Source organism: Pseudomonas sp. EU05-FHT14B02 (assembly GCF_058791055.1).
This window is the reverse complement of the sequence record NZ_JBYTDD010000009.1, coordinates 83602-106144: the sequence shown is the minus strand read 5'-3', so window position 1 is coordinate 106144 and position 22543 is coordinate 83602. Positions and strand designations below refer to the sequence as shown.

The 22543-nt window shown below is 60.8% G+C and carries 15 protein-coding genes; 13 read left to right on the top strand and 2 right to left on the bottom strand.

Going from position 1 to position 22543, the window contains the following annotated elements:
- Positions 1-71: 71 nt before the first annotated feature.
- Positions 72-2291, bottom strand: a complete 2220-nt coding sequence (locus AC3WTM_RS11055) for a primosomal protein N' (RefSeq protein ID WP_102672219.1) — start codon at positions 2289-2291, stop codon at positions 72-74.
- Between the two features lie 288 nt (positions 2292-2579).
- Here AC3WTM_RS11055 and rpmE point away from each other — a divergent pair, with 288 nt between their 5' ends.
- From rpmE to AC3WTM_RS11040, 3 genes are all read left to right on the top strand, one after another.
- Complete coding sequence (gene rpmE, locus AC3WTM_RS11050; RefSeq protein ID WP_008047849.1) at positions 2580-2798, top strand: 50S ribosomal protein L31; 219 nt, start codon at positions 2580-2582, stop codon at positions 2796-2798.
- Between the two features lie 35 nt (positions 2799-2833).
- Entirely contained in the window at positions 2834-3622 is a 789-nt protein-coding gene (locus tag AC3WTM_RS11045; protein ID WP_102672220.1) for a thermonuclease family protein, read from the top strand.
- Positions 3623-3805: 183 nt separating this feature from the next.
- The gene (locus AC3WTM_RS11040; protein WP_008047852.1) at positions 3806-5074 is read left to right on the top strand and encodes a malic enzyme-like NAD(P)-binding protein; all 1269 of its coding nucleotides are present in this window, start codon (positions 3806-3808) and stop codon (positions 5072-5074) included.
- A 229-nt stretch (positions 5075-5303) separates the two neighbouring features.
- Here AC3WTM_RS11040 and AC3WTM_RS11035 read toward each other — a convergent pair whose 3' ends face one another.
- Positions 5304-7742: a penicillin-binding protein 1A gene (locus AC3WTM_RS11035; RefSeq protein WP_371918581.1), complete on the bottom strand. Its 2439-nt coding sequence runs from the start codon at positions 7740-7742 to the stop codon at positions 5304-5306.
- A 217-nt stretch (positions 7743-7959) separates the two neighbouring features.
- Here AC3WTM_RS11035 and AC3WTM_RS11030 point away from each other — a divergent pair, with 217 nt between their 5' ends.
- From AC3WTM_RS11030 to AC3WTM_RS10985, 10 genes are all read left to right on the top strand, one after another.
- A complete protein-coding gene (locus AC3WTM_RS11030; protein WP_102671162.1) occupies positions 7960-9024 on the top strand; it encodes a pilus assembly protein PilM in 1065 nt (354 codons plus the stop codon).
- Positions 9024-9590 carry a PilN domain-containing protein gene (locus tag AC3WTM_RS11025; RefSeq protein ID WP_102671161.1) on the top strand — a complete coding sequence of 189 codons (567 nt, stop codon included), beginning with the start codon at positions 9024-9026 and terminating at the stop codon, positions 9588-9590. The genes AC3WTM_RS11030 and AC3WTM_RS11025 overlap by 1 nt, the downstream gene beginning before the upstream one ends.
- Positions 9587-10210, top strand: coding sequence for a type IV pilus inner membrane component PilO (locus tag AC3WTM_RS11020; protein WP_102671160.1), 624 nt, complete (start codon positions 9587-9589; stop codon positions 10208-10210). The genes AC3WTM_RS11025 and AC3WTM_RS11020 overlap by 4 nt, the downstream gene beginning before the upstream one ends.
- Entirely contained in the window at positions 10207-10734 is a 528-nt protein-coding gene (locus tag AC3WTM_RS11015; RefSeq protein WP_102671159.1) for a pilus assembly protein PilP, read from the top strand. The genes AC3WTM_RS11020 and AC3WTM_RS11015 overlap by 4 nt, the downstream gene beginning before the upstream one ends.
- 13 nt (positions 10735-10747) lie before the next feature.
- Entirely contained in the window at positions 10748-12817 is a 2070-nt protein-coding gene (locus AC3WTM_RS11010; protein WP_102671158.1) for a type IV pilus secretin PilQ, read from the top strand.
- Positions 12818-12821: 4 nt separating this feature from the next.
- Complete coding sequence (gene aroK, locus AC3WTM_RS11005) at positions 12822-13340, top strand: shikimate kinase AroK (RefSeq protein WP_057712350.1); 519 nt, start codon at positions 12822-12824, stop codon at positions 13338-13340.
- A 151-nt stretch (positions 13341-13491) separates the two neighbouring features.
- Positions 13492-14592, top strand: coding sequence for a 3-dehydroquinate synthase (gene aroB / locus AC3WTM_RS11000; RefSeq protein WP_057712349.1), 1101 nt, complete (start codon positions 13492-13494; stop codon positions 14590-14592).
- A gap of 10 nt (positions 14593-14602) precedes the next feature.
- Entirely contained in the window at positions 14603-16186 is a 1584-nt protein-coding gene (locus AC3WTM_RS10995; RefSeq protein WP_102671157.1) for an AAA family ATPase, read from the top strand.
- A 349-nt stretch (positions 16187-16535) separates the two neighbouring features.
- Complete coding sequence (gltB, locus tag AC3WTM_RS10990) at positions 16536-20981, top strand: glutamate synthase large subunit (RefSeq protein ID WP_102671156.1); 4446 nt, start codon at positions 16536-16538, stop codon at positions 20979-20981.
- A gap of 32 nt (positions 20982-21013) precedes the next feature.
- Entirely contained in the window at positions 21014-22432 is a 1419-nt protein-coding gene (locus tag AC3WTM_RS10985; RefSeq protein WP_007997363.1) for an FAD-dependent oxidoreductase, read from the top strand.
- Positions 22433-22543 lie beyond the last annotated feature (111 nt).

Here is a 22543-nt window from a genome sequence, read left to right as displayed (position 1 = left end):
GTGGATACAAATTGTAGTTCCCCCCGAGAACCCCTGTGGGAGCGTGCTTACTCGCGATGGCAATCCCCAAATTAATACAAATCGACCGGATCAACATCCAAAGACCAACGCACCGCTCGCCCGCTCGGCATCTGCTCCAGCACCAGCAACCAACTGGCCAGCAATCGATGCAAGGGTGCTCGCGCCGTGGCCTGTACCAACAGCTGTGCACGATAACGCCCGGCCCGGCGCTCCATCGGTGCCGGGACCGGTCCCAATAACTCGATCCCGGTCAGATTCTGCTCGGCCAGCAAACGCTCCGCCTCGCTGCAAGCCTCATCCAGGAAGCCTTCGGCCTGACCCGGTTTATGCGCCTCGGCCCGCAGCAGCGCCAGGTGCGCAAACGGCGGCAGACCGGCTGCGCGGCGTTCGCTCAAGGCCTGTTCGGCAAAGGCGAAATAGCCTTGCTCGGTCAATTGCACCAGCAGCGGATGGTCGGCCAGGTGCGTCTGGATAATCACCTTGCCCGGCTCTTCGGCGCGACCTGCGCGGCCGGCGACCTGCACGATCAATTGAGCCATGCGCTCGCTGGCGCGGAAGTCACCGGAGAACAGGCCGCCGTCGGCGTCGAGGATCGACACCAGCGTCACCCGAGGAAAGTGGTGACCTTTGGCAAGCATCTGCGTGCCGATCAGGATGCACGGCTGGCCTTTTTGAATGGTCGCGAACAACTGGTTCATCGCATCCTTGCGCGATGTGCTGTCGCGGTCGACCCGCAGCACCGGATAGTCCGGGAACAGAATGGCCAGGCGCTCCTCGGCCCGTTCGGTGCCGGCGCCAACGGGGCGCAGATCGACCTTGTTGCACTTCGGGCACTGGCGCGGCACGCGTTCGACGTAGCCGCAATGGTGGCAGCGCAACTCGCCGTAACGCTGATGCACGGTCATTCGCGCGTCACAGCGCTGGCACTCGGACATCCAGCCACAGTCATGACACAGCAGGGTCGGGGCGAAGCCGCGGCGGTTGAGGAACACCAGGACTTGCTGTCCGGCGGCCAGAGTCTGGCCGATGGCTTGTTGCATCGGCCCGGAAATGCCACTGTCCAGCGGGCGGCTTTTCACGTCCAGACGCAGGAAGCGCGGCTGTTTGGCGCCGCCGGCCCGTTCGTTCAAGCGCAGTAGCCCGTAGCGGCCGGTGTAGGCGTTGTGCAGGCTTTCCAGCGAAGGGGTGGCGGAGCCGAGGACAATCGGGATGTTTTCCTGTCGCGCCCGCACCAATGCCAGATCACGGGCGTGGTAGCGCAAACCTTCCTGCTGTTTATAGGAGCCGTCGTGTTCTTCGTCGATGATGATCAGGCCGGGGTTCTTCATCGGTGTGAACAGGGCCGAACGGGTGCCGATAATGATGTCGGCCTCACCGTCCCGCGCGGCCAGCCAGGCCTCGAGGCGTTCGCGGTCATTGACCGCCGAATGGATCAGCGCGATACGGGCATTGAAACGCTGTTCGAAGCGCGCCAGGGTCTGCGGGCCGAGGTTGATTTCCGGGATCAGCACCAGCGCCTGCTTGCCGGCCTCGAGGGTTTCACGGATCAACTGCAGATAGACTTCGGTCTTGCCGCTGCCGGTGACGCCGGCCAGCAGGAACGCGTGATAACTGTCGAAGCCAGCGCGAATCGCCTCATAGGCGGCGCGCTGCTCCGGGTTCAGGGGGAGCTCCGGTTGCGCCAGCCAGTGTTCGTGGCGTCCGCTCGGGGCGTGCCGGCGGATCTCGACCTGCACCAGGTCCTTGGCCAGCAGCAAATCCAGGCTGTCCTTGCTCAGCATCAGTTTGCTCAGCAATTGATGGGCGACGCCATGGGGATGTTGGGCCAGCGTGGCCAGGGCTTCACGCTGGCGCGGGGCGCGGGCGATGCGCGGATCGTCGAGGCTGGCCCCCGGCGCGGCGGACCAGAAGCGTTCCTGGCGTGCTTCGGCTAATTCACCCTGGCGCAGCAAAACCGGCAGCGCCCAGCTCAAGGTGTCGCCGAGGCTGTGCTGGTAATACTGGGACGTCCACAGGCACAGCTTGAACAGCGCGGGCGGCAGCGGTGGCGTAGCGTCGAGCAGGGCCAGGGCCGGCTTGAGTTTCTCGGCCGGCACTTCGCTGGTGTTGGTGACTTCCACCAGAATACCGATCATCTCCCGTCGGCCGAACGGTACCCGCAGGCGCATGCCGGGGTGCAACTGGGCGCGCAGGACGCCGGCCGGAGCGCGGTAGTCGAACAGGCGGCGCAGCGGCGAAGGCAGGGCGAGGCGCAAAATGGCGTCGGGCACGCGGGGGATCTCGATCGGCGGAAGATAAAAGCGGGGTCGTATGTCCCCTGTGGGAGCGAGGTTGCTCGCGATAGCGTCGTGTCAGGCAACACATATGCTGACTGACGCGCCCTCATCGCGAGCAAGCTCGCTCCCACAGGGATCGCGCATTGGGGCGGGAGCCTAGCAGACGGTCGGTCTCAGGGACAGCTTGCGTGATTGGCATTGTCTGGTAGAATCCGCGGCCTAATTACGTGCGGTATTCAACAATAGTGTTGGGTGGCGGCACGCTAGCCTGAGGAAGACACCATGAAAGCTGATATCCATCCAGAATACCCAGCAGTTGCTGTTACCTGCAGCTGCGGCAACAAGTTCGAAACCCGTTCGACCTTCGGCAAAGCCCTGGCGATCGACGTTTGCAACGAATGCCACCCGTTCTACACCGGTAAGCAGAAGACTCTGGACACTGGCGGCCGCGTACAGCGCTTCGCCGACCGTTTCGGTGCTTTCGGCGCGAAAAAGGCCTAAGGCCAATCAACTTGGGAAGCCGTTGCGGTTTTTCCATGCTGATGAAGAAGGCGTCCCTCGCGGGCGCCTTTTTTATGTCCGCGATTTGGCTATCCGGCGCCCAGGCGTTTTGCCCGGCACCCGGCGGCCTGGCGCCCGTCGCGGTGCAGCGGGTGGTGGACGGCGACACCCTGCGCCTGAGCGATGGCCGCAGTGTGCGCATGATCGGCTTGAATACGCCGGAGCTGGGCAAGAATGGCCGTTCCGACGAACCGTTCGCCGTGGTCGCGCGCAAGCGACTCGAAGCCTTGGTAGCGGCTAGCGACGGTCAGGTTGGTTTGCTGCCTGGCAAAGAAGGCAAGGACCATTACGGCCGCACCCTGGCTCATGTCTACGGTGCCGATGGCGCCAACCTCGAAGCGCAAATGCTCGCCGAAGGCCTGGGTTTTCAGGTGGCCGTGGCGCCGAATGTCGATCTGGTTGTCTGTCAGCAAGCTGCCGAAACCAGCGCTCGACAGGCCGGGCTCGGTGTATGGCGCCAGTCGCCTGTACTGAAGGCGGAGCAGATCAGCACTTCCGGGTTCGCCGTGCTCAGTGGTCGTGTGAGCAAGGTTCAACGCAATCGCGGCGGGGTTTGGATCGAGTTACAGGATTCGGTTGTATTGCGCGTTGCACCCAATCTGCTGGGGCGGTTTGATGCGGGCTTGCTGGAAAGGCTCGAAGGCAAGCAGATCGAGGCGCGCGGTTGGGTGCTGGATCGTTCGCGACGTGGCGGACTGAAGGAAGGTCAGGCACGCTGGATGTTGCCCTTGACCGACCCGGCGATGTTTCAAGTCGTGCAGTGATAAAAAATTGTAGACATTTTTTGCGCTGATTGTGAACAGTCTAGCCCTTGTGTGCCGTGGCTCTTGGCCCAAAGTCGTAGGGCCGGGCGCTTGACAGGGGTGACCAGTCAGTCTTGTGGGGACTTTGCGAGGCGCGTATCCTCGCTGACCAGTCTGTCCAACAGTAAAAAGCGGAATGCCAAAATGTCTGATCTGAAAACTGCCGCTCTCGAATATCACGCCAATCCTCGTCCAGGGAAGCTGAGTGTCGAGCTCACCAAGGCCACTGCTACCGCTCGCGACCTGTCGCTGGCCTACAGCCCGGGCGTAGCCGAACCAGTACGCGAGATCGCCCGCGATCCTGAACTGGCCTACAAGTACACCGGCAAAGGCAACCTGGTTGCAGTCATTTCCGATGGCACCGCGATTCTCGGTCTGGGTAACCTCGGCCCATTGGCTTCCAAGCCAGTGATGGAAGGCAAGGGCGTACTGTTCAAGCGCTTCGCCGGCATTGACGTTTTCGACATCGAAGTCGACTCCGAAAGCCCGCAAGCCTTCATCGACACCGTCAAGCGCATCTCCATCACCTTCGGTGGCATCAACCTGGAAGACATCAAGGCACCAGAGTGCTTTGAAATCGAGCGCGCTCTGATCGAGCAGTGCGATATTCCGGTATTCCACGATGACCAGCACGGCACCGCTATCGTGACCGCCGCCGGCATGATCAACGCCCTGGAAATCGCTGGCAAAACCCTGCCGGAAGCCAAGATCGTCTGCCTGGGTGCTGGCGCTGCCGCCATTTCCTGCATGAAGTTGCTGGTGAGCATGGGCGCCAACATCGAAAACATCTACATGGTCGACCGCACCGGCGTGATCCACTCCGGCCGTGACGACCTGAACCAGTACAAGGCTGTGTTCGCTCACGCGACCGACAAGCGCACGCTGGCTGACGCCCTGCAAGGCGCTGATGTGTTCGTTGGTCTGTCCGGCCCGAACCTGCTGAGTGCTGAAGGCCTGCTGTCGATGGCGCCTAACCCGATCGTGTTCGCCTGCTCGAACCCTGATCCGGAAATCTCCCCAGAGCTGGCGCACGCTACCCGTAGCGACGTGATCATGGCCACCGGTCGTTCCGACTACCCGAACCAGGTCAACAACGTACTGGGCTTCCCGTTCATCTTCCGTGGTGCCTTGGACGTTCGCGCCAAGCGCATCAACGAAGAAATGAAAGTGGCTGCGGCCAACGCCCTGCGTGAACTGGCCAAGCTGCCGGTGCCTCAGGAAGTGTGCGACGCCTACGGCGGCATCAAGCTGGAATTCGGTCGTGAGTACATCATTCCGAAGCCAATGGATGCCCGTCTGATCACCCTGATCTCCGATGCCGTGGCCAAAGCTGCCATCGAAACCGGCGTGGCGACCCTGCCGTATCCGAAGAACTACCCGCTCAAAAGCGTGGATGACGTGTTCAACGGCTAAGCCGTTGTAGCGCTTCAACGAAAGCCCCGGCTTGTGAAAGTCGGGGCTTTTTTGTGCCTGAAGGTTTTGTGGGGTTTCTGATGGCCTGTTCGCGAGCAAGCCCGCTCCCACATTGGAATGCGCACCCCTGTGGGAGCGAGCTTGCTCGCGATGGCGATATGACAGGAAGCCCGGATGCAAAAAAGCCCCGCCTTCTACAGAAGAGCGGGGCTTTATGTTGGTCCTGCAATCAGAACAAATCGATCGGCGCCGCTTCATCCGCCGGCAGCGGGCTGCCAGGTGCCAGACCGTTGCCCAGCTCGTTCCCGGACGGTGGCGTATCTTCGACCTTGAACAGTTCAAAGTAGGCCCCCGGGGTGCCCGGGCTGGCTGCGCGACCGCTGATCGGATCGACTCGCAGGCTGAGGATGCCTTCGGGCTCCGGTTGAGTATGCGGTGGTTTGCCTTTGAGCGCGGCGCCCATGTAGTTCATCCAGATCGGCAGCGCGACGGTGCCGCCGAATTCCTTGCGACCCAGGCTTTCCGGTTGATCGAAGCCGGTCCACACGGTCGTCACGTAATCGGCGTTGTAGCCGGAGAACCAGGCGTCCTTGGATTCGTTGGTCGTTCCTGTCTTGCCGGCAATGTCAGGGCGGCCCAGGGCGAGCGCGCGGCGACCGGTGCCGAGTTTGATCACATCCTCAAGCATGCTGTTGAGGATGTACGTGGTGCGCCCATCAACGATGCGTTCGGCCACGGCGGGTGCTTGTGGTGTCGGCGTAGTGCCCGGTGCCTCGCCCGGCGTTGCGTTGACCGTGAAGGCTTGGGCGGCCGGCACGGCAATGCCATCGCTGGCAGCGCCGCCCTGAGGCACGCTCGGCGGGTTGGCGACGAACAGCGTGTCGCCGTTGCGGCTTTCGATCTTGTCGATGATGTACGGGGTGATCTTGTAGCCGCCGTTGGCGAAGGCGCTCCAGCCGGTGGCGATTTCCATTGGCGTCAGGGTCGCGGTGCCCAGCGCCAGGGACAGGTTGGGTGGCAAGTCCTGTTTGTTGAAGCCGAAGCGCGTGATGTAGTCGATGGTCTTGCCAACGCCCATCGCTTGCAGCAAGCGGATCGACACCAGGTTGCGCGACTTGTACAGCGCTTCACGCAGGCGAATCGGGCCGAGGAAGGTGTTGGTGTCGTTCTTCGGGCGCCAGACTTTGTCCAGGTACTCGTCGACGAACACGATCGGTGCGTCGTTCACCAGGCTGGAGGCGGTGTAGCCGCTATCCAGTGCGGCGGCGTAGACGAACGGTTTGAAGCTCGAGCCCGGCTGGCGCTTGGCCTGCAATGCGCGGTTGTAGTTGCTCTGTTCGAAGGCGAAGCCGCCCACCAGCGAACGAATGGCGCCGTTCTGTGGGTCCAGGGACACCAGAGCGCCTTGGGCCTGCGGGATCTGGCTGAACTTCAGCGAATTGTCCGGCTGACGCTGCACACGAATCAGGTCACCGACCTGGGCCACGTCCGAGGGTTGTTTCGGGTTGGCGCCCATGCTGTTGGTGTTCAGGAACGGCCGGGCCCACTTCATGGTGTCCCAGTTCACGTGTTCCTGGCCGGTGCGGGTCAGCACCTGCAAGCCGGTTTTGTCGACCTGGGTCACGATGGCCGGTTCCAGGCCGCTGATAATGCGTTGTTTGGTCAGCTCGGTTGCCCAGGCCTCGCGGGTCTTGCCCGGCAGCCGCGACTCTGGCCCGCGATAGCCGTGACGCTGGTCGTAGGTCATCAGGCCTTCGTGGACCGCGGTGTTGGCCAGCTCCTGGAGGTCGCTCGGTACCGTGGTCGTGACGCGGAAGCCTTCGGTATACGCATCGCTACCGTAACGCCCGACCATTTCGGCACGGGCCATTTCGGCGATGTACGGGGCGTTCACTTCCGGGGTCGGCACGTGATAGCTGGCGTTCAGTGGCTCGTTGACTGCAGCGGTGTAGTCGGCCTCGCTGATTTTTCCGAGCTTGTACATGCGCCCCAGGATCCAGTCGCGACGCTCCTTGCTGCGCGCCGGGTTGGCCAGTGGGTTGAAGCGCGACGGCGCCTTGGGCAGGCCGGCGATCATCGCCATCTGCGCCAGGCTGACATCGCGGATCGATTTGCCGTAATAGACCTGCGCCGCCGCCTCGATGCCGTAGGCACGGTTACCCAGATAGATCTTGTTGACGTACAGCTCGAGGATCTCGTCCTTGGTCAACTGGCGTTCGATCTGCAGGGCCAGCAGGATCTCGGTGGTCTTGCGTGAAAAGCTGCGTTCGCTGGTCAGGAAGAAGTTCTTCGCCACCTGCATGGTGATCGTGCTGCCGCCGGACTGGATGTGTCCGCTTTTGACCAGTTGGGTCGCGGCACGCATCAGGCTGCTCGGATCGACGCCGTAGTGGTTGGCGAAATTGTCGTCTTCAGCACTTAGTAACGCATTGATGAAATTGGGGGGAATGTCGGCGAAACGGATCGGTGTACGGCGCATTTCGCCAAATTCTGCGATCAACTTGTTATCGCTGCTGTAGACCCGCAAAGGGATCTGCAACTGGATGCTTCTCAGTGCCTCCACGGACGGTAGTCCGGGACTAAGGTAAAGGTACGCCCCGCTCAGACCCAGAAGGAGTCCGCAGAAAACCGCGACGATGGACCAACCGAAAAACTTCAGCAGACGAATCAAGGCTTTTGGATATCCAGGGTAAAAAATGAATTGGGCAACAGGGTTCAGGCTAAACGAGAACGACCCGCGCTTGAGCAAAAGCGGAAAAAAACGCTGGGCATTATAAGCATTTTTCTGATCGGGAGCGTGGCTGGCGCTGCTGTCAAGACGGGTGGATTGAACGCAATGGACATTGCAGAGTCCGTAACTCACGGAAAGTCATAGGGAATTGGTAGTGCCAGGACTCTTCAACAAAAAATCCAATACGCTGCTGGGAATCGACATCAGTTCCACCTCGGTGAAACTTCTTGAGTTGAGCCGTCAGGGTGAGCGCTACCGGGTCGAGGCCTATGCGGTCGAGCCATTGCCGGTCGGTGCGGTGATCGAAAAGAATATCGCCGAGCTCGAAGGTGTGGGGCTGGCTATCACTCGCGCGCTGGCCAAGGCCAGAACCGCCCTCAAGAACGTGGCCGTGGCCGTAGCGGGCTCAGCGGTGATCACCAAGACCATCGAGATGGATGCCGGTCTTTGCGAAGACGAAATGGAAAGCCAGCTGAAAATCGAGGCTGACCAGTACATTCCTTATCCTCTTGACGAAGTCGCGATCGACTTTGAAGTCCAGGGCGCCTCCGGGCGTAATCCCGATCGCGTCAACGTGCTGCTCGCCGCTTGTCGCAAGGAAAACGTCGAAGTTCGCGAGGCCGCCCTGGCCCTGGCGGGGCTGACCGCCCGCGTGGTCGATGTCGAGGCCTACGCGCTGGAGCGTTCATTCGAACTTCTGGCCGGTCAGCTCGCGGTTTCCGAGAAACCTTTGACGGTCGCAGTTGTGGACATCGGAGCCACCATGACCACCCTGAGCGTGCTGCACAACGGGCGGATTATCTACACCCGCGAACAACTGTTCGGCGGTCGCCAACTGACCGAGGAAATCCAGCGTCGCTACGGCCTGACGCTGGAGCAGGCGGGGCTGGCGCAAAAGAAGGGCGGTTTACCGGATGACTACACCGCTGAGGTCTTGCAGCCATTTCGAGAGGCGCTGGTGCAGCAGGTGTCGCGCTCGTTGCACTTCTTCCTTGCTTCCGGCCAGTACAGCGCCGTCGACCATGTCCTGCTGGCCGGCGGTACGGCGTCGATCCCGGGGCTGGACCGTTTGATCGAGCAGCAATTGGGCATGCCGACCCAGGTCGCGAACCCGTTTTGCGAAATGACTCTGGGCAGCAAGGTCAATGGCGCTGCCTTGGCGAGTGATGCCCCGGCGTTGATGATCGCCTGCGGTCTGGCTCTCAGGAGCTTCGACTGATGGCACGGATCAACCTTTTACCCTGGCGCGAGGAGCGACGTGAAATCCGCCGCAAGCGCTTCCTGCTGGTCCTGGTGGCGGCAATGGTGGGCGCGATGGGGGCGGTGCTGGTTGCGAACCAGGTCATTAGCGGTGCCATCGACCGGCAAGTCGCCCGTAACGATTACATCGGCAAGCAAGTCGCCGTGGTCGATGAGCGAATCAGCCAGATCAATGATCTCAAGGCGCGCCGTCAGCAATTGGTCGAGCGCATGGGTGTCATCCAGGGCCTGCAAGGCAATCGCCAAATCAGCGGGCGAATATTTGACCAGTTGGCGCGAGCCCTGCCCGACGGCGTGTATTTCACCGAAGTGAAAATGACCGCAAAGACCTTGTCCATCACCGGTGCCGCACAATCCAACAACCGCGTTTCAGAATTGATGCGCAACCTCGAGGCATCAGACTGGTTCGAAGCGCCGAGCCTGAGCGAAGTCAAGGCCACGGCTGCCGGCCAGTTGGAGCAGGCAAACGTCTTCCAGTTGACCGTCCGCCAGACTCAACCCGCAACACCGGAGGGGGGCAAATGAGTCTGTCCGAATGGTTTGAAGGGGTGCGCAAGATCGACATCAATGATCTGGATACCAGCAACATGGGTTCCTGGCCGCCGGCGATCAAGTGTCTGGTGGCCGCCTTGCTCGTGTTTCTGGTGCTGGCTTTTGGCTATAACTTTTCCACCCACGACCTTGTGAGCCAGCTCGATCTCAAGCGTGAGGAAGAGTTGACACTCAAGGAGCAGTTCGCCAGCAAGGCCCGCATGGCGGCAAACCTGGATCTCTATACCCGGCAGTTGAAAGAGATGGGGAACACCTTCGTCGTGCTGTTGCGGCAATTGCCCAGCGATACCGAAGTGCCCGGCTTGCTCGAAGACATCACGCGTACGGGCCTCGGCAGTGGCCTGGAGTTCGAAGAGATCAAGTTACTGCCGGAGGTGGCCCAGCCGTTCTACATCGAACTGCCGATCCAGATCACGGTCATCGGGGAATACCACGACCTGGCCACCTTCGTCAGTGGTGTGGCCGGGTTGCCGCGAATCGTTACCTTGCACGATTTCGATCTGGCTCCTGTCAGCCCTGAGGGTGGTCCGAAACTGCGCTTGACCATCCTCGCCAAGACCTACCGCTACAACGACAAGGGACAGCATCAATGAGCCTGGTACGTTGTTTTTCGGTGGTGGTGTTGCTGTCTGTCCTGTCTGGTTGTGGCGGGGGCGATGACTACACCGATCTGGACGCGTACATGAACGAAATGCGTCTGCACGGGCCGGGGAAGATTGAACCAACGCCAGTATTCCAGTCTTACCCTGCATTCACTTACAACGCGGCGAATATGCGCAGCCCGTTTTCGCCGCAGATCAGCACTGATCTGGCGGCCTGGCGGCGGGGTTCGGGTAACGTCAAGCCCGACCCGGATCGGGTTAAACAATACCTCGAAGGCTTCAACATCGAGCAGTTTGAAATGGTCGGCACCCTTTCCAATGCAACGGGTTCCTATGCCCTGCTGCGCGGGGCGGGTGGGGTGCACCGGCTGAAAGTCGGCGATTATCTGGGGCGTAACCACGGACGGATCGTTGCGATCAGTGGCTCTCAAGTCGATGTGGTTGAAATTGTCCCCGATGGTCAGGGTGCGTGGCTGGAGCGTCCCCGGATCATCCCTTTGAAAGAGCACTCATAGTGGAACTCCAATAATGAACAGGATTCTTTCCACCGTCGGCCTTTCGCTATGGATAGCGTTGTTGTCGCCGATGGTACAAGCGGCCAATCTCAAGGCGCTGGATGTGGCAGCGCTGCCGGGTGACCGTGTCGAGTTGAAGTTGTCGTTCGATGCGCCACCCCCGGTGCCCCGCGGCTACACGACGGATACGCCAGCCCGGATTGCCCTGGATTTGCCGGGTGTCGCCAGTCAACTGGCGAGCAAGACTCACGATCTGGGCAGTGGAAATGCCCGAAGTGCGACGGTGGTGGAAGCCCGGGACCGTACGCGATTGATCATCAACCTGACCCAGCCGGCCCCGTACGACTCGCGAATAGAAGGTAACAATCTGCTGGTTGTTGTCGGGCAGGGAGTCAAACCGTCGATATCCAGGCCGGCGGCGGTAGCAACGCCGGTTCCGGCACGAGCTGTCGCGACGGCGGGCAAGGCCATTCGGGGTGTGGATTTCCAGCGGGGGACCCAGGGCGAAGGCAACGTGGTGATCGACTTGTCGGATCCATCGATTGCGCCCGACATACAAGAGCGCGAAGGCAGGATCATCGTCGGATTTGCCAAGACCTTATTGCCCGAGCGATTGCGCGTGCGTCTGGACGTGAAGGATTTCGCCACGCCCGTGCAGTTCGTCAATGCCAGCGCGAGCGGCGATCGAGCCACCATCAGCATTGAACCCGGCGGCACGTTCGATTACTCGACCTATCAGACCGACAATAAGCTCACGGTCAGCGTTCGCCCGGCGACGTTCGACGAACTGCAAAAACGCAATGCCGGGCAACAGGCCTACAGCGGCGAGAAGCTATCGCTGAACTTCCAGGACATCGATGTGCGCTCGGTGCTGCAACTGATCGCCGATTTCACCAACCTCAACTTGGTGGCCAGCGACACGGTCCAGGGGGGAATTACCCTGCGTCTGCAGAACGTGCCGTGGGATCAGGCGCTGGATCTGGTGCTGAAAACCAAGGGGCTGGACAAGCGCAAGGTCGGCAATGTCCTGCTGGTTGCGCCGGCCGATGAAATTGCTGCCCGTGAGCGTCAGGAGCTCGAATCGCAGAAGCAGATTGCCGATCTGGCGCCGTTGCGTCGGGAGCTGTTGCAGGTCAACTACGCCAAGGCGGCGGATATCGCCAAGCTCTTCCAGTCGGTGACCAGTGCCGAAGCGAAACCCGACGAACGGGGATCAATCACCGTTGATGAACGCACCAATAACATCATTGCCTACCAGACCCAGGACCGGCTGGATGAGCTGCGCAGGATCGTCACGCAGTTGGATATCCCTGTGCGTCAGGTGATGATCGAGGCGCGCATTGTCGAAGCCAACGTCGACTATGACAAAAGCCTCGGGGTGCGTTGGGGTGGTTCGATACAGAACAAGGGCAACTGGAACACCTCCGGCGTCAGCAATGGACTCAATGGGTCATCGACCATTGGCACGCCCGGCAGTACCAGCACCAACTCACCGTTCGTCGACATGGGCGTAGCCAACAACACCTCGGGAATCGGTATCGCCTTCATCACCGATAACGTCTTGCTGGACCTGGAGCTGACGGCCATGGAGAAAACCGGCAACGGGGAAATCGTCTCGCAGCCCAAGGTGGTCACGTCCGACAAGGAAACCGCCAAAATTCTCAAGGGCACGGAAATTCCCTATCAGGAAGCCAGTTCCAGCGGCGCGACTTCGGTGTCGTTCAAGGAGGCGTCGCTGTCGCTGGAAGTGACGCCGCAGATCACGCCCGACAACCGGATCATCATGGAAGTCAAGGTTACCAAGGACGAGCCGGACTACCTGAACAAGGTTCAGGATGTACCCCCCATCAAGAAAAACGAAGTCAACGCCAAGGTCCTGGTCAACGATGGCGAGACCATCGTCATTGGTGGTGTTTTCTCAAATACTCAGAGCAAGGTTGTAGATAAGGTGCCATTTCTTGGCGATGTGCCGTATCTTGGCCGCCTTTTCCGGCGTGACGTGGTTTCGGAGAAAAAATCCGAGCTGTTGGTATTCCTCACTCCGCGTATCATGAATAATCGGGCGATTGCTGTGAGTCATTGATTCTGTGCGAAATTTGATTCTTGTTGGACCGATGGGTGCTGGAAAAAGCACCATCGGCCGGTTGCTGGCCAAAGAGCTGCGCCTGCCATTCAAAGATTCCGATAAGGAAATTGAATTGCGCACGGGCGCCAATATCCCTTGGATCTTCGATAAGGAAGGCGAACCGGGTTTTCGTGATCGCGAACAGGCAATGATTGCCGAGCTGTGCGATTGCGACGGTGTGGTGCTGGCGACAGGCGGGGGCGCGGTCATGCGCGAAGCCAATCGTCGGGCACTGCATGCCGGTGGGCGGGTGGTTTATCTGCATGCGTCAGTCGAGCAGCAGGTCGGCCGCACGTCCCGCGACCGCAATCGGCCATTGTTGCGCACCGCCGATCCGGCCAAGACCCTGCGGGATCTGCTGGCGATCCGCGATCCGCTTTATCGGGAAATTGCCGACCTGGTGGTCGAAACCGATGAGCGGCCGCCACGAATGGTCGTACTCGACATTCTAGAGCGTCTGCAGCAGTTGCCACCCCGTTAAAGCACCGCGCGAAATGCGCTATCCTCGGCGTCCCGCCATGGCCGTTCGAGGTTGTGGCGGATGGCTACCGAACGGCGTCACACCAGCAGAGGCCGTGGATATTCGTTAACTCAAGGCAGTACGCCTGATTCCATCTTCACTGTGGGGACACATGCAGACACTCAAGGTCGATCTAGGCGAGCGCAGCTACCCGATTCATATTGGCGAAGGTTTGTTGGATCAGCCCGAGCTGCTGGCCCCGCACATTCGCGGACGGCAAGTAGCGATCATCTCCAACGAGACTGTTGCGCCGCTCTATCTCGAGCGTCTGACCCGCAGCCTGGCGCAGTTCTCGGTGATTTCCGTGGTACTGCCCGACGGCGAAGCCTTCAAGACCTGGGAAACCCTGCAACTGATTTTCGACGGTCTGCTGACCGCCCGGCATGACCGCCGCACCACGGTGATCGCCCTTGGCGGCGGTGTGATCGGTGACATGGCCGGCTTTGCCGCCGCCTGCTACCAGCGCGGCGTCGATTTCATCCAGGTTCCGACCACGCTGCTGTCGCAGGTCGACTCCTCGGTGGGCGGCAAGACAGGGATCAACCATCCGCTGGGCAAGAACATGGTCGGCGCCTTCTATCAGCCGAACGTGGTGCTGATCGATACCGCCAGCCTCAATACCCTGCCGGCGCGCGAACTGTCCGCCGGGCTGGCCGAAGTCATCAAGTACGGGCTGATCTGTGATGAGCCGTTCCTGACCTGGCTCGAAGACAACGTCGACCGCCTGCGCAATCTGGACCAGCAAGCCCTGACCTATGCCATCGAGCGTTCCTGTGCGGCCAAGGCGGCGGTGGTCGGTGCTGATGAGAAAGAGACGGGCGTTCGTGCCACCCTGAACCTGGGCCATACGTTTGGTCACGCCATCGAAACCCACATGGGCTATGGTGTATGGCTTCATGGTGAGGCCGTGGCTGCTGGCACCGTAATGGCGCTGGAAATGTCCGCGCGCCTCGGCTGGATCAGTGAACAGGAGCGTGATCGCGGCATTCGTCTGTTCCAGCGTGCGGGGCTGCCGGTCGTTCCGCCGGAAGAAATGACAGAAGCCGATTTCCTCGAACATATGTCCATTGACAAAAAAGTGATCGACGGTCGTTTACGCCTGGTGCTGCTGCGCCACATGGGTGAAGCGGTGGTGACCGACGATTATCCGAAAGAGGTTCTACAGGCCACGCTGGGGGCAGACTACCGCGCCCTGGCTCAGCTTAAAGGTTAATAAGAACACGATGACTAGTTTGCATGCCGACGAGGCCTTCCTCGGCCATTACCAGTTGAGTCATGACCCTTTTGCTCCACGGGTGCCTGGCTTCAAATTTTTCCCGGCCCAGCGCAAACCCGTGCTGGGACAGCTGCATCACCTGGCCCGTTACAGTCAGTTGCTGCTGGTGGTCACCGGCCCCGAGGGCAGTGGCAAGACCCTGTTGCGTCAGGCTCTGGTCGCCAGCACCAACAAGCAATCGGTACAAAGCGTGGTGGTTTCTGCCCGCGGCGCCGGCGATGCGGCCGGGGTATTGCGTCAGGTGGCCCAGGCGTTGAACGTCGGCCAGGCTGATGCCGACGCTATTCTGGCTCAGGTGGTGCAGCTTGCACTGACCGGGCAAGAAGTCTATCTGCTGGTCGATGACGCCGAACAACTCGACGAGTCCGCCCTTGAAGCCCTGATGGTCCTGGCTGCTGGTGCGCCTGAAGGCCGTCCGCATGTGTTCCTGTTCGGTGAGACCTCGCTGATTGCTCAGCTTGAGGCTTTGCATCTCGAGGAAGAGCGTTTCCACGTCATCGAGTTGCAGCCTTACACCGAAGATGAAACCCGCGAATATCTGGAGCAGCGGCTCGAAGGCGCTGGTCGCGGTATCGAACTTTTCACCGCGGATCAGATCTCTGATATTCACGAAAGCTCCGAAGGTTGGCCTGGCAGCATCAATCAGGTCGCCCGCGATGCAATGATCGAAGCCATGATCGCCAGCCGCTCAGCGGTCAAGCGTCCAAAAATGGGGTTCAATATGCCGAAGAAACACGTGTTGGCGATTTCCGCCGTGGTCGTGGTCGCGGTAGCTGCCGCCTGGTTGATTCCAGGTCGCAACAAGGCACCGACCACCGGTGCGCCGGCCAATGAACAGGCGCAACTGCCGCTTGGCCAGGGTCAGCCAACAGCGAATGGCGGCGCTCCGGCCGTAGAATTCGCTGGCAACACGCAGCCGATGCCATTGCCGTTGGTCGGTAACTCGCAACCGGTGATGCGCGGTCCGCTGGCTGAAGCGGCAGGTGGCATTACAGAAGGTGACGACGGCGTGCCTGTTGAAGGCTCCAGCGCCACTCCGCCGACCGTGACCACCACTGCGCCGCCTGTGGGCGTTCCTGCCGGCCCTGCGCCGACACCAGCGGCCAAGCCGACGCCTGCACCGACTCAGGTCGCCACCGCCAAGCCAGCGCCTGCTCCAGTGGCCAAGCCAGCACCAGCCAAGCCAGCCGTTGCCGCGGCGGCCAAGCCTGCCGAGAAACCGGCTCCGACGGCCAAGGCTGCTGGCGGCACCTGGTATGCCGGTCAGGCACCGGGTAACTACGTGGTGCAAATCCTCGGCACCAGCTCCGAAACTGCCGCACAAAGCTTCGTCAAGGAGCAGGGTGGCGAGTACCGTTATTTCAAGAAAGTCCTCAATGGCAAGCCGCTCTACGTGATCACCTACGGCAACTTCGCCAATCGTGATGCAGCCGTTTCCGCCATCAAGGCCTTGCCAGCGAAGGTTCAGGCTGGTAAACCTTGGCCTCGCACTGTCGCCAGCGTCCAACAGGAACTGGCAACAACTCGCTGAAGATTCGGCGGCCTTACCCAGGCCGCCTCTCCAAGCACCTCAAAATTTCTACAAGTGCGCGCAGCCTTCCGGGCTGCGTGCCTTGTGGTGTCTGCGTCACAGTAGTCTTTGAGTCGTTGCGGTCAGAATTAAAAAAAGTTTTGACTAGCACAGCAGATCGCTTTAAACCTTTCACAAATGCGACATAGATTTGCGACATTTCGTCGTCAAATTTGTGAGCCTCTGTGTCGGTGTGTACAATGACCTCCCTTTTGCCCCCGCAAAGCTGGCGTACGTTCGGCGCGGTTGGTAAGTGGTTGAATTGAAAAGAAATTTGCTTCGCGAGAAGCAGCCTGGTGAGAAAGTGTCTATGAAAGCAGGTCTGTACCAACCAGATGAATTCAAGGATAACTGCGGTTTCGGCCTGATTGCCCATATGCAGGGCGAGCCCAGTCATACCCTTTTGCAAACGGCCATCGAGGCCCTGACCTGCATGACCCACCGCGGTGGGATTAATGCCGACGGCAAGACCGGTGACGGTTGCGGTCTGCTGATTCAAAAGCCGGACGTGTTCCTGCGAGCCATCGCCCAGGAAACCTTCGGCGTCGAAATGCCCAAGCAATACGCTGTGGGCATGGTTTTCTTCAACCAGGACCCGGTCAAAGCCGAAGCCGCTCGCGAGAACATGAATCGCGAGATCCTGGCCGCCGGCCTGCAGCTGGTCGGCTGGCGCAAAGTGCCGATCGACACCAGTGTCCTCGGCCGCCTGGCCCTTGAGCGCCTGCCGCAGATCGAGCAAGTGTTCATCGGCGGTGAAGGCCTGAGCGATCAGGACATGGCCGTCAAGCTGTTCACCTCCCGTCGTCGCTCGTCCGTGGCCAACGCCGCCGACGTGGATCACTACGTGTGCAGCTTTTCGCACAAGACCATCATATACAAAGGCCTGATGATGCCGGCGGACTTGACCGCCTTCTATCCGGACCTGAGCGATGAGCGCCTGCAAACCTCGATTTGCGTGTTCCACCAGCGCTTCTCCACCAACACCCTGCCGAAATGGCCGCTGGCCCAACCGTTCCGCTTCCTGGCGCACAACGGCGAGATCAACACCATTACCGGCAACCGCAACTGGGCCGTGGCCCGTCGCACCAAGTTCACCAACGATCTGATGGACCTGGAAGAGCTCGGCCCGCTGGTCAACCGCGTTGGTTCCGACTCCTCGAGCATGGACAACATGCTGGAGCTGATGGTCACCGGTGGCATCGACCTGTTCCGTGGCGTGCGGATGATCATTCCGCCTGCGTGGCAGAACGTCGAGACCATGGACCCGGATCTGCGTGCGTTCTACGAATACAACTCGATGCACATGGAACCGTGGGACGGTCCGGCCGGCGTGGTCATGACCGACGGTCGTTACGCGGTGTGCCTGCTCGACCGTAACGGTCTGCGTCCGGCGCGTTGGGTCACCACCAAGAACGGTTTCATCACCCTGGCCTCGGAAATCGGTGTCTGGAACTACCAGCCTGAAGACGTGATCGCCAAGGGTCGTGTGGGCCCGGGCCAGATCTTTGCCGTGGACACCGAAACCGGTCAGATCCTCGACACCGATGCGATCGACAACCGCCTGAAGTCCCGTCACCCGTACAAGCAATGGCTGCGCAAGAATGCCCTGCGCATCCAGGCGACCATGGAAGACAACGACCACGGTTCGGCGTTCTACGACGTCGATCAGCTCAAGCAATACATGAAGATGTACCAGGTCACGTTCGAGGAGCGCGACCAGGTGCTGCGTCCGCTCGGCGAGCAGGGCTACGAAGCCGTGGGCTCGATGGGCGACGATACGCCGATGGCCGTGCTGTCCCAGCGCGTGCGCACGCCGTACGACTATTTCCGCCAGCAGTTCGCGCAGGTCACCAACCCGCCGATCGACCCGCTGCGCGAAGCCATCGTCATGTCGCTGGAAATCTGCCTCGGTGCCGAGCGCAACATCTTCCAGGAGTCGCCGGAACACGCTTCGCGCGTGATCCTCAGCTCGCCGGTCATTTCCCCGGCCAAGTGGCGCTCGCTGATGAACCTCGATCGTCCGGGCTTCGAGCGCGCGATCATCGACCTCAACTACGACGAAAGCGTCGGCCTGGAAGCGGCGATCCGCAACGTGGCCGATCAGGCTGAAGAAGCCGTGCGCGCCGGTCGTACCCAGGTCGTGCTGAGTGACCGTCACATCGCCCCGGGCAAGTTGCCGATCCACGCTTCCCTGGCCACCGGTGCGGTGCACCACCGTCTGACCGAAAAAGGCCTGCGTTGCGATTCCAACATCCTGGTGGAAACTGCGACCGCTCGCGATCCACACCACTTCGCCGTGTTGATCGGTTTCGGCGCCTCTGCCGTTTATCCGTTCCTGGCCTACGAAGTGCTGGGCGACCTGATCCGTACCGGTGAAGTGCTGGGCGACCTCTACGAGGTGTTCAAGAACTACCGTAAAGGCATCACCAAGGGTCTGCTCAAGATCCTGTCGAAGATGGGCATCTCGACCATCACCTCCTATCGCGGAGCACAACTGTTCGAAGCGATCGGCCTGTCCGAGGAAGTCTGCAACCTGAGCTTCAAGGGTGTGCCGAGCCGCATCAAGGGTGCGCGTTTCGTCGACATCGAAGCCGAGCAGAAAGCCCTGGCCACCGAAGCCTGGAGCCCGCGCAAGCCGATCCAGCAGGGTGGTTTGCTGAAGTTCGTCCACGGTGGCGAGTACCACGCCTACAACCCCGACGTGGTCAACACCCTGCAAGCCGCCGTGCAGCAGGGCGACTACAGCAAGTTCAAGGAATACACCTCGCTGGTGGATAACCGTCCGGTGTCGATGATCCGTGACCTGCTCAAGGTCAAGACCCTCGATACCCCTCTGGACATGAGCGAAATCGAGCCGCTGGAATCGGTGCTCAAGCGCTTCGACTCCGCCGGTATCTCACTGGGCGCCCTGTCGCCTGAAGCTCACGAAGCCCTGGCCGAAGCCATGAACCGCCTCGGTGCGCGTTCCAACTCCGGCGAAGGCGGCGAAGACCCGGCGCGCTACGGCACCATCAAGAGCTCGAAAATCAAGCAGGTTGCAACCGGCCGTTTCGGTGTAACCCCGGAATACCTGGTCAACGCTGAAGTACTGCAGATCAAGGTTGCCCAAGGCGCCAAGCCAGGCGAGGGCGGTCAACTGCCAGGCGGCAAGGTCAACGGCCTGATCGCCAAGCTGCGTTATGCAGTGCCGGGCGTGACCCTGATTTCGCCGCCGCCGCACCACGACATCTACTCGATCGAAGACTTGTCGCAGCTGATTTTCGACCTGAAACAAGTCAACCCGCAGGCGCTGGTCTCGGTGAAGCTTGTAGCGGAAGCGGGCGTCGGCACCATCGCCGCCGGCGTGGCCAAGGCCTACGCGGACTTGATCACCATTTCCGGCTACGACGGCGGTACCGGTGCATCGCCGCTGACCTCGATCAAATACGCGGGCGCTCCGTGGGAACTCGGCCTGGCCGAAACCCACCAGACCCTGCGCGGCAACGACCTGCGCGGCAAAGTGCGGGTGCAGACCGACGGCGGCCTGAAAACCGGCCTCGACGTGATCAAGGCGGCAATCCTCGGCGCTGAAAGCTTCGGCTTCGGCACTGCGCCAATGATCGCCCTGGGCTGCAAATACCTGCGCATCTGCCACCTGAACAACTGCGCCACCGGCGTCGCGACCCAGAACGAGAAGCTGCGCAAGGATCACTACATCGGTACCGTCGACATGGTGGTGAATTTCTTCACCTACGTCGCCGAAGAAACCCGTGAGTGGCTGGCCAAGCTGGGTGTGCGCTCCCTCGAAGAGCTGATCGGCCGTACCGATCTGCTGGAAGTCCTCGAAGGCCAGACCGCCAAGCAGCATCACCTGGACCTGACCCCGTTGCTGGGCAGCGACCACGTGCCGGCGGACAAACCGCAGTTCTGTGGCGTTGAACGCAACCCGCCATTCGACAAGGGCCTGCTGGCCGAGAAAATGGTCGACATGGCCACCTCGGCGATCAACGACCTGAGCGGCGCTGAATTCGACCTGGATATCTGCAACTGCGACCGTTCCATCGGCGCACGGATCTCCGGCGAAATCGCGCGCAAGCACGGCAACCAGGGCATGGCCAACGCGCCGGTCACGTTCCGCTTCAAAGGCACGGCCGGGCAGAGCTTCGGCGTGTGGAACGCCGGCGGCCTGCACATGTACCTCGAAGGCGATGCCAACGACTACGTCGGCAAGGGCATGACCGGCGGCAAGCTGGTGATCGTTCCGCCGAAGGGCAGTGTCTACCGCACCCAGGACAGTGCCATCATCGGCAACACCTGCCTGTACGGTGCCACTGGCGGCAAGCTGTTTGCCGCCGGCACCGCGGGCGAGCGTTTCGCCGTGCGTAACTCCGGTGCCCACACCGTCGTGGAAGGCACTGGCGATCACTGCTGCGAGTACATGACCGGTGGTTTCGTCTGCGTACTGGGCAAGACCGGTTACAACTTCGGCTCTGGCATGACCGGCGGTTTCGCCTACGTGCTCGACCAGGACAACACCTTCGTTGACCGGGTCAACCACGAACTGGTGGAAATCCAGCGGATCAGCGGCGAGGCGATGGAAGCCTACCGTAGCCACCTGCAGCGCGTGCTGAACGAGTACGTCGAGGAAACCGACAGCGAGTGGGGTCGTGAACTCGCCGAGAACCTCGATGATTACGTGCGTCGTTTCTGGCTGGTCAAGCCCAAGGCTGCCAACCTGAAGTCGTTGCTTTCCAGCACCCGTGCCAACCCGCAGTGATATGCGCCTGAAGAGTTTGATGAGGTTTTAAAATGGCTGAACGTCTGAATAATGACTTCCAGTTCATCGAGGTCGGGCGCAAGGATCCGAAGAAGAAACTGTTGCGTCAACGCAAGAAAGAGTTCGTGGAAATCTACGAACCCTTCAAACCCCAGCAGTCGGCCGACCAGGCCCACCGCTGCCTGGGTTGCGGTAACCCGTATTGCGAATGGAAGTGCCCGGTGCACAACTTCATTCCCAACTGGCTGAAACTGGTGGCCGAGGGCAACATCCTCCAGGCCGCCGAGCTGTCGCACCAGACCAACACCCTGCCGGAAGTCTGCGGCCGGGTGTGCCCGCAGGACCGTCTGTGCGAAGGTGCCTGCACCCTCAACGACGGCTTCGGCGCGGTGACCATCGGTTCGGTGGAGAAGTACATCACCGACACCGCGTTCGCCATGGGCTGGCGCCCGGACATGTCCAAGGTCAAGCCGACCGGCAAGCGTGTCGCGATTATCGGTGCGGGCCCGGCGGGCCTGGGTTGTGCCGACGTGCTGGTGCGCGGTGGCGTGACCCCGGTGGTGTTCGACAAGAACCCGGAAATCGGCGGTCTGCTGACCTTCGGTATCCCCGAGTTCAAGCTGGAAAAGACCGTGCTGAGCAATCGTCGCGAAGTCTTCAGCGGCATGGGCATCGAGTTCCGCCTCAACACCGAGGTGGGCAAGGACGTGACCATGGAGCAACTGCTCGAAGAATACGATGCCGTATTCATGGGCATGGGCACCTACACCTACATGAAGGGCGGTTTTGCCGGTGAAGACCTGCCGGGCGTGTACGACGCACTGGACTTCCTGATCGCCAACGTCAACCGCAACCTTGGCTTTGAAAAGTCGCCGGAAGATTTCGTCGACATGAAAGGCAAGAAGGTCGTGGTACTCGGCGGCGGCGACACGGCGATGGACTGCAACCGTACTTCGATTCGTCAGGGTGCCAAGTCGGTGACCTGCGCCTATCGTCGTGACGAAGCGAACATGCCGGGCTCGCGCAAAGAGGTGAAGAACGCCAAGGAAGAAGGCGTGAAGTTCCTCTACAACCGCCAGCCGATCGCCATTGTCGGTGAAGACAAGGTCGAAGGCGTGAAGGTGGTCGAGACCCGTCTCGGCGAGCCGGATGCCCGTGGCCGTCGCAGCCCCGAGCCGATCCCGGGCTCCGAAGAGATCATCCCGGCCGACGCCGTGGTTATCGCCTTCGGTTTCCGTCCGAGCCCGGCGCCGTGGTTCGAACAGTTCGAAATCCAGACCGACAGCCAGGGCCGCGTGGTGGCGCCTGAGCAAGGTCAGTACAAGCACCAGACCAGCAACCCGAAAATCTTCGCCGGTGGCGACATGGTTCGCGGTTCTGACCTGGTAGTGACGGCGATCTTCGAAGGCCGCAATGCGGCTGAAGGGATCCTGGATTACCTGGGCGTCTAAAACCCGATTTCAATTTGAAATGGGATCAAATGTGGGAGCGAGCTTGCTCGCGATAGCGGTGGATCAGTCAGCAGAGATGTTGAATGTGAAGTCCTCATCGCGAGCAAGCTC

Coding starts and splice junctions, on each gene's coding strand:
- AC3WTM_RS11040 (WP_008047852.1), top strand. CDS start 3,806: ATGTCTGATCTGAAAACTGCCGCTCTCGAATATCACGCCAATCCTCGT.
- AC3WTM_RS11020 (WP_102671160.1), top strand. CDS start 9,587: ATGAGTCTGTCCGAATGGTTTGAAGGGGTGCGCAAGATCGACATCAAT.
- rpmE (WP_008047849.1), top strand. CDS start 2,580: ATGAAAGCTGATATCCATCCAGAATACCCAGCAGTTGCTGTTACCTGC.
- AC3WTM_RS11010 (WP_102671158.1), top strand. CDS start 10,748: ATGAACAGGATTCTTTCCACCGTCGGCCTTTCGCTATGGATAGCGTTG.
- AC3WTM_RS11015 (WP_102671159.1), top strand. CDS start 10,207: ATGAGCCTGGTACGTTGTTTTTCGGTGGTGGTGTTGCTGTCTGTCCTG.
- AC3WTM_RS10985 (WP_007997363.1), top strand. CDS start 21,014: ATGGCTGAACGTCTGAATAATGACTTCCAGTTCATCGAGGTCGGGCGC.
- AC3WTM_RS10995 (WP_102671157.1), top strand. CDS start 14,603: ATGACTAGTTTGCATGCCGACGAGGCCTTCCTCGGCCATTACCAGTTG.
- gltB (WP_102671156.1), top strand. CDS start 16,536: ATGAAAGCAGGTCTGTACCAACCAGATGAATTCAAGGATAACTGCGGT.
- AC3WTM_RS11045 (WP_102672220.1), top strand. CDS start 2,834: ATGCTGATGAAGAAGGCGTCCCTCGCGGGCGCCTTTTTTATGTCCGCG.
- AC3WTM_RS11025 (WP_102671161.1), top strand. CDS start 9,024: ATGGCACGGATCAACCTTTTACCCTGGCGCGAGGAGCGACGTGAAATC.
- aroB (WP_057712349.1), top strand. CDS start 13,492: ATGCAGACACTCAAGGTCGATCTAGGCGAGCGCAGCTACCCGATTCAT.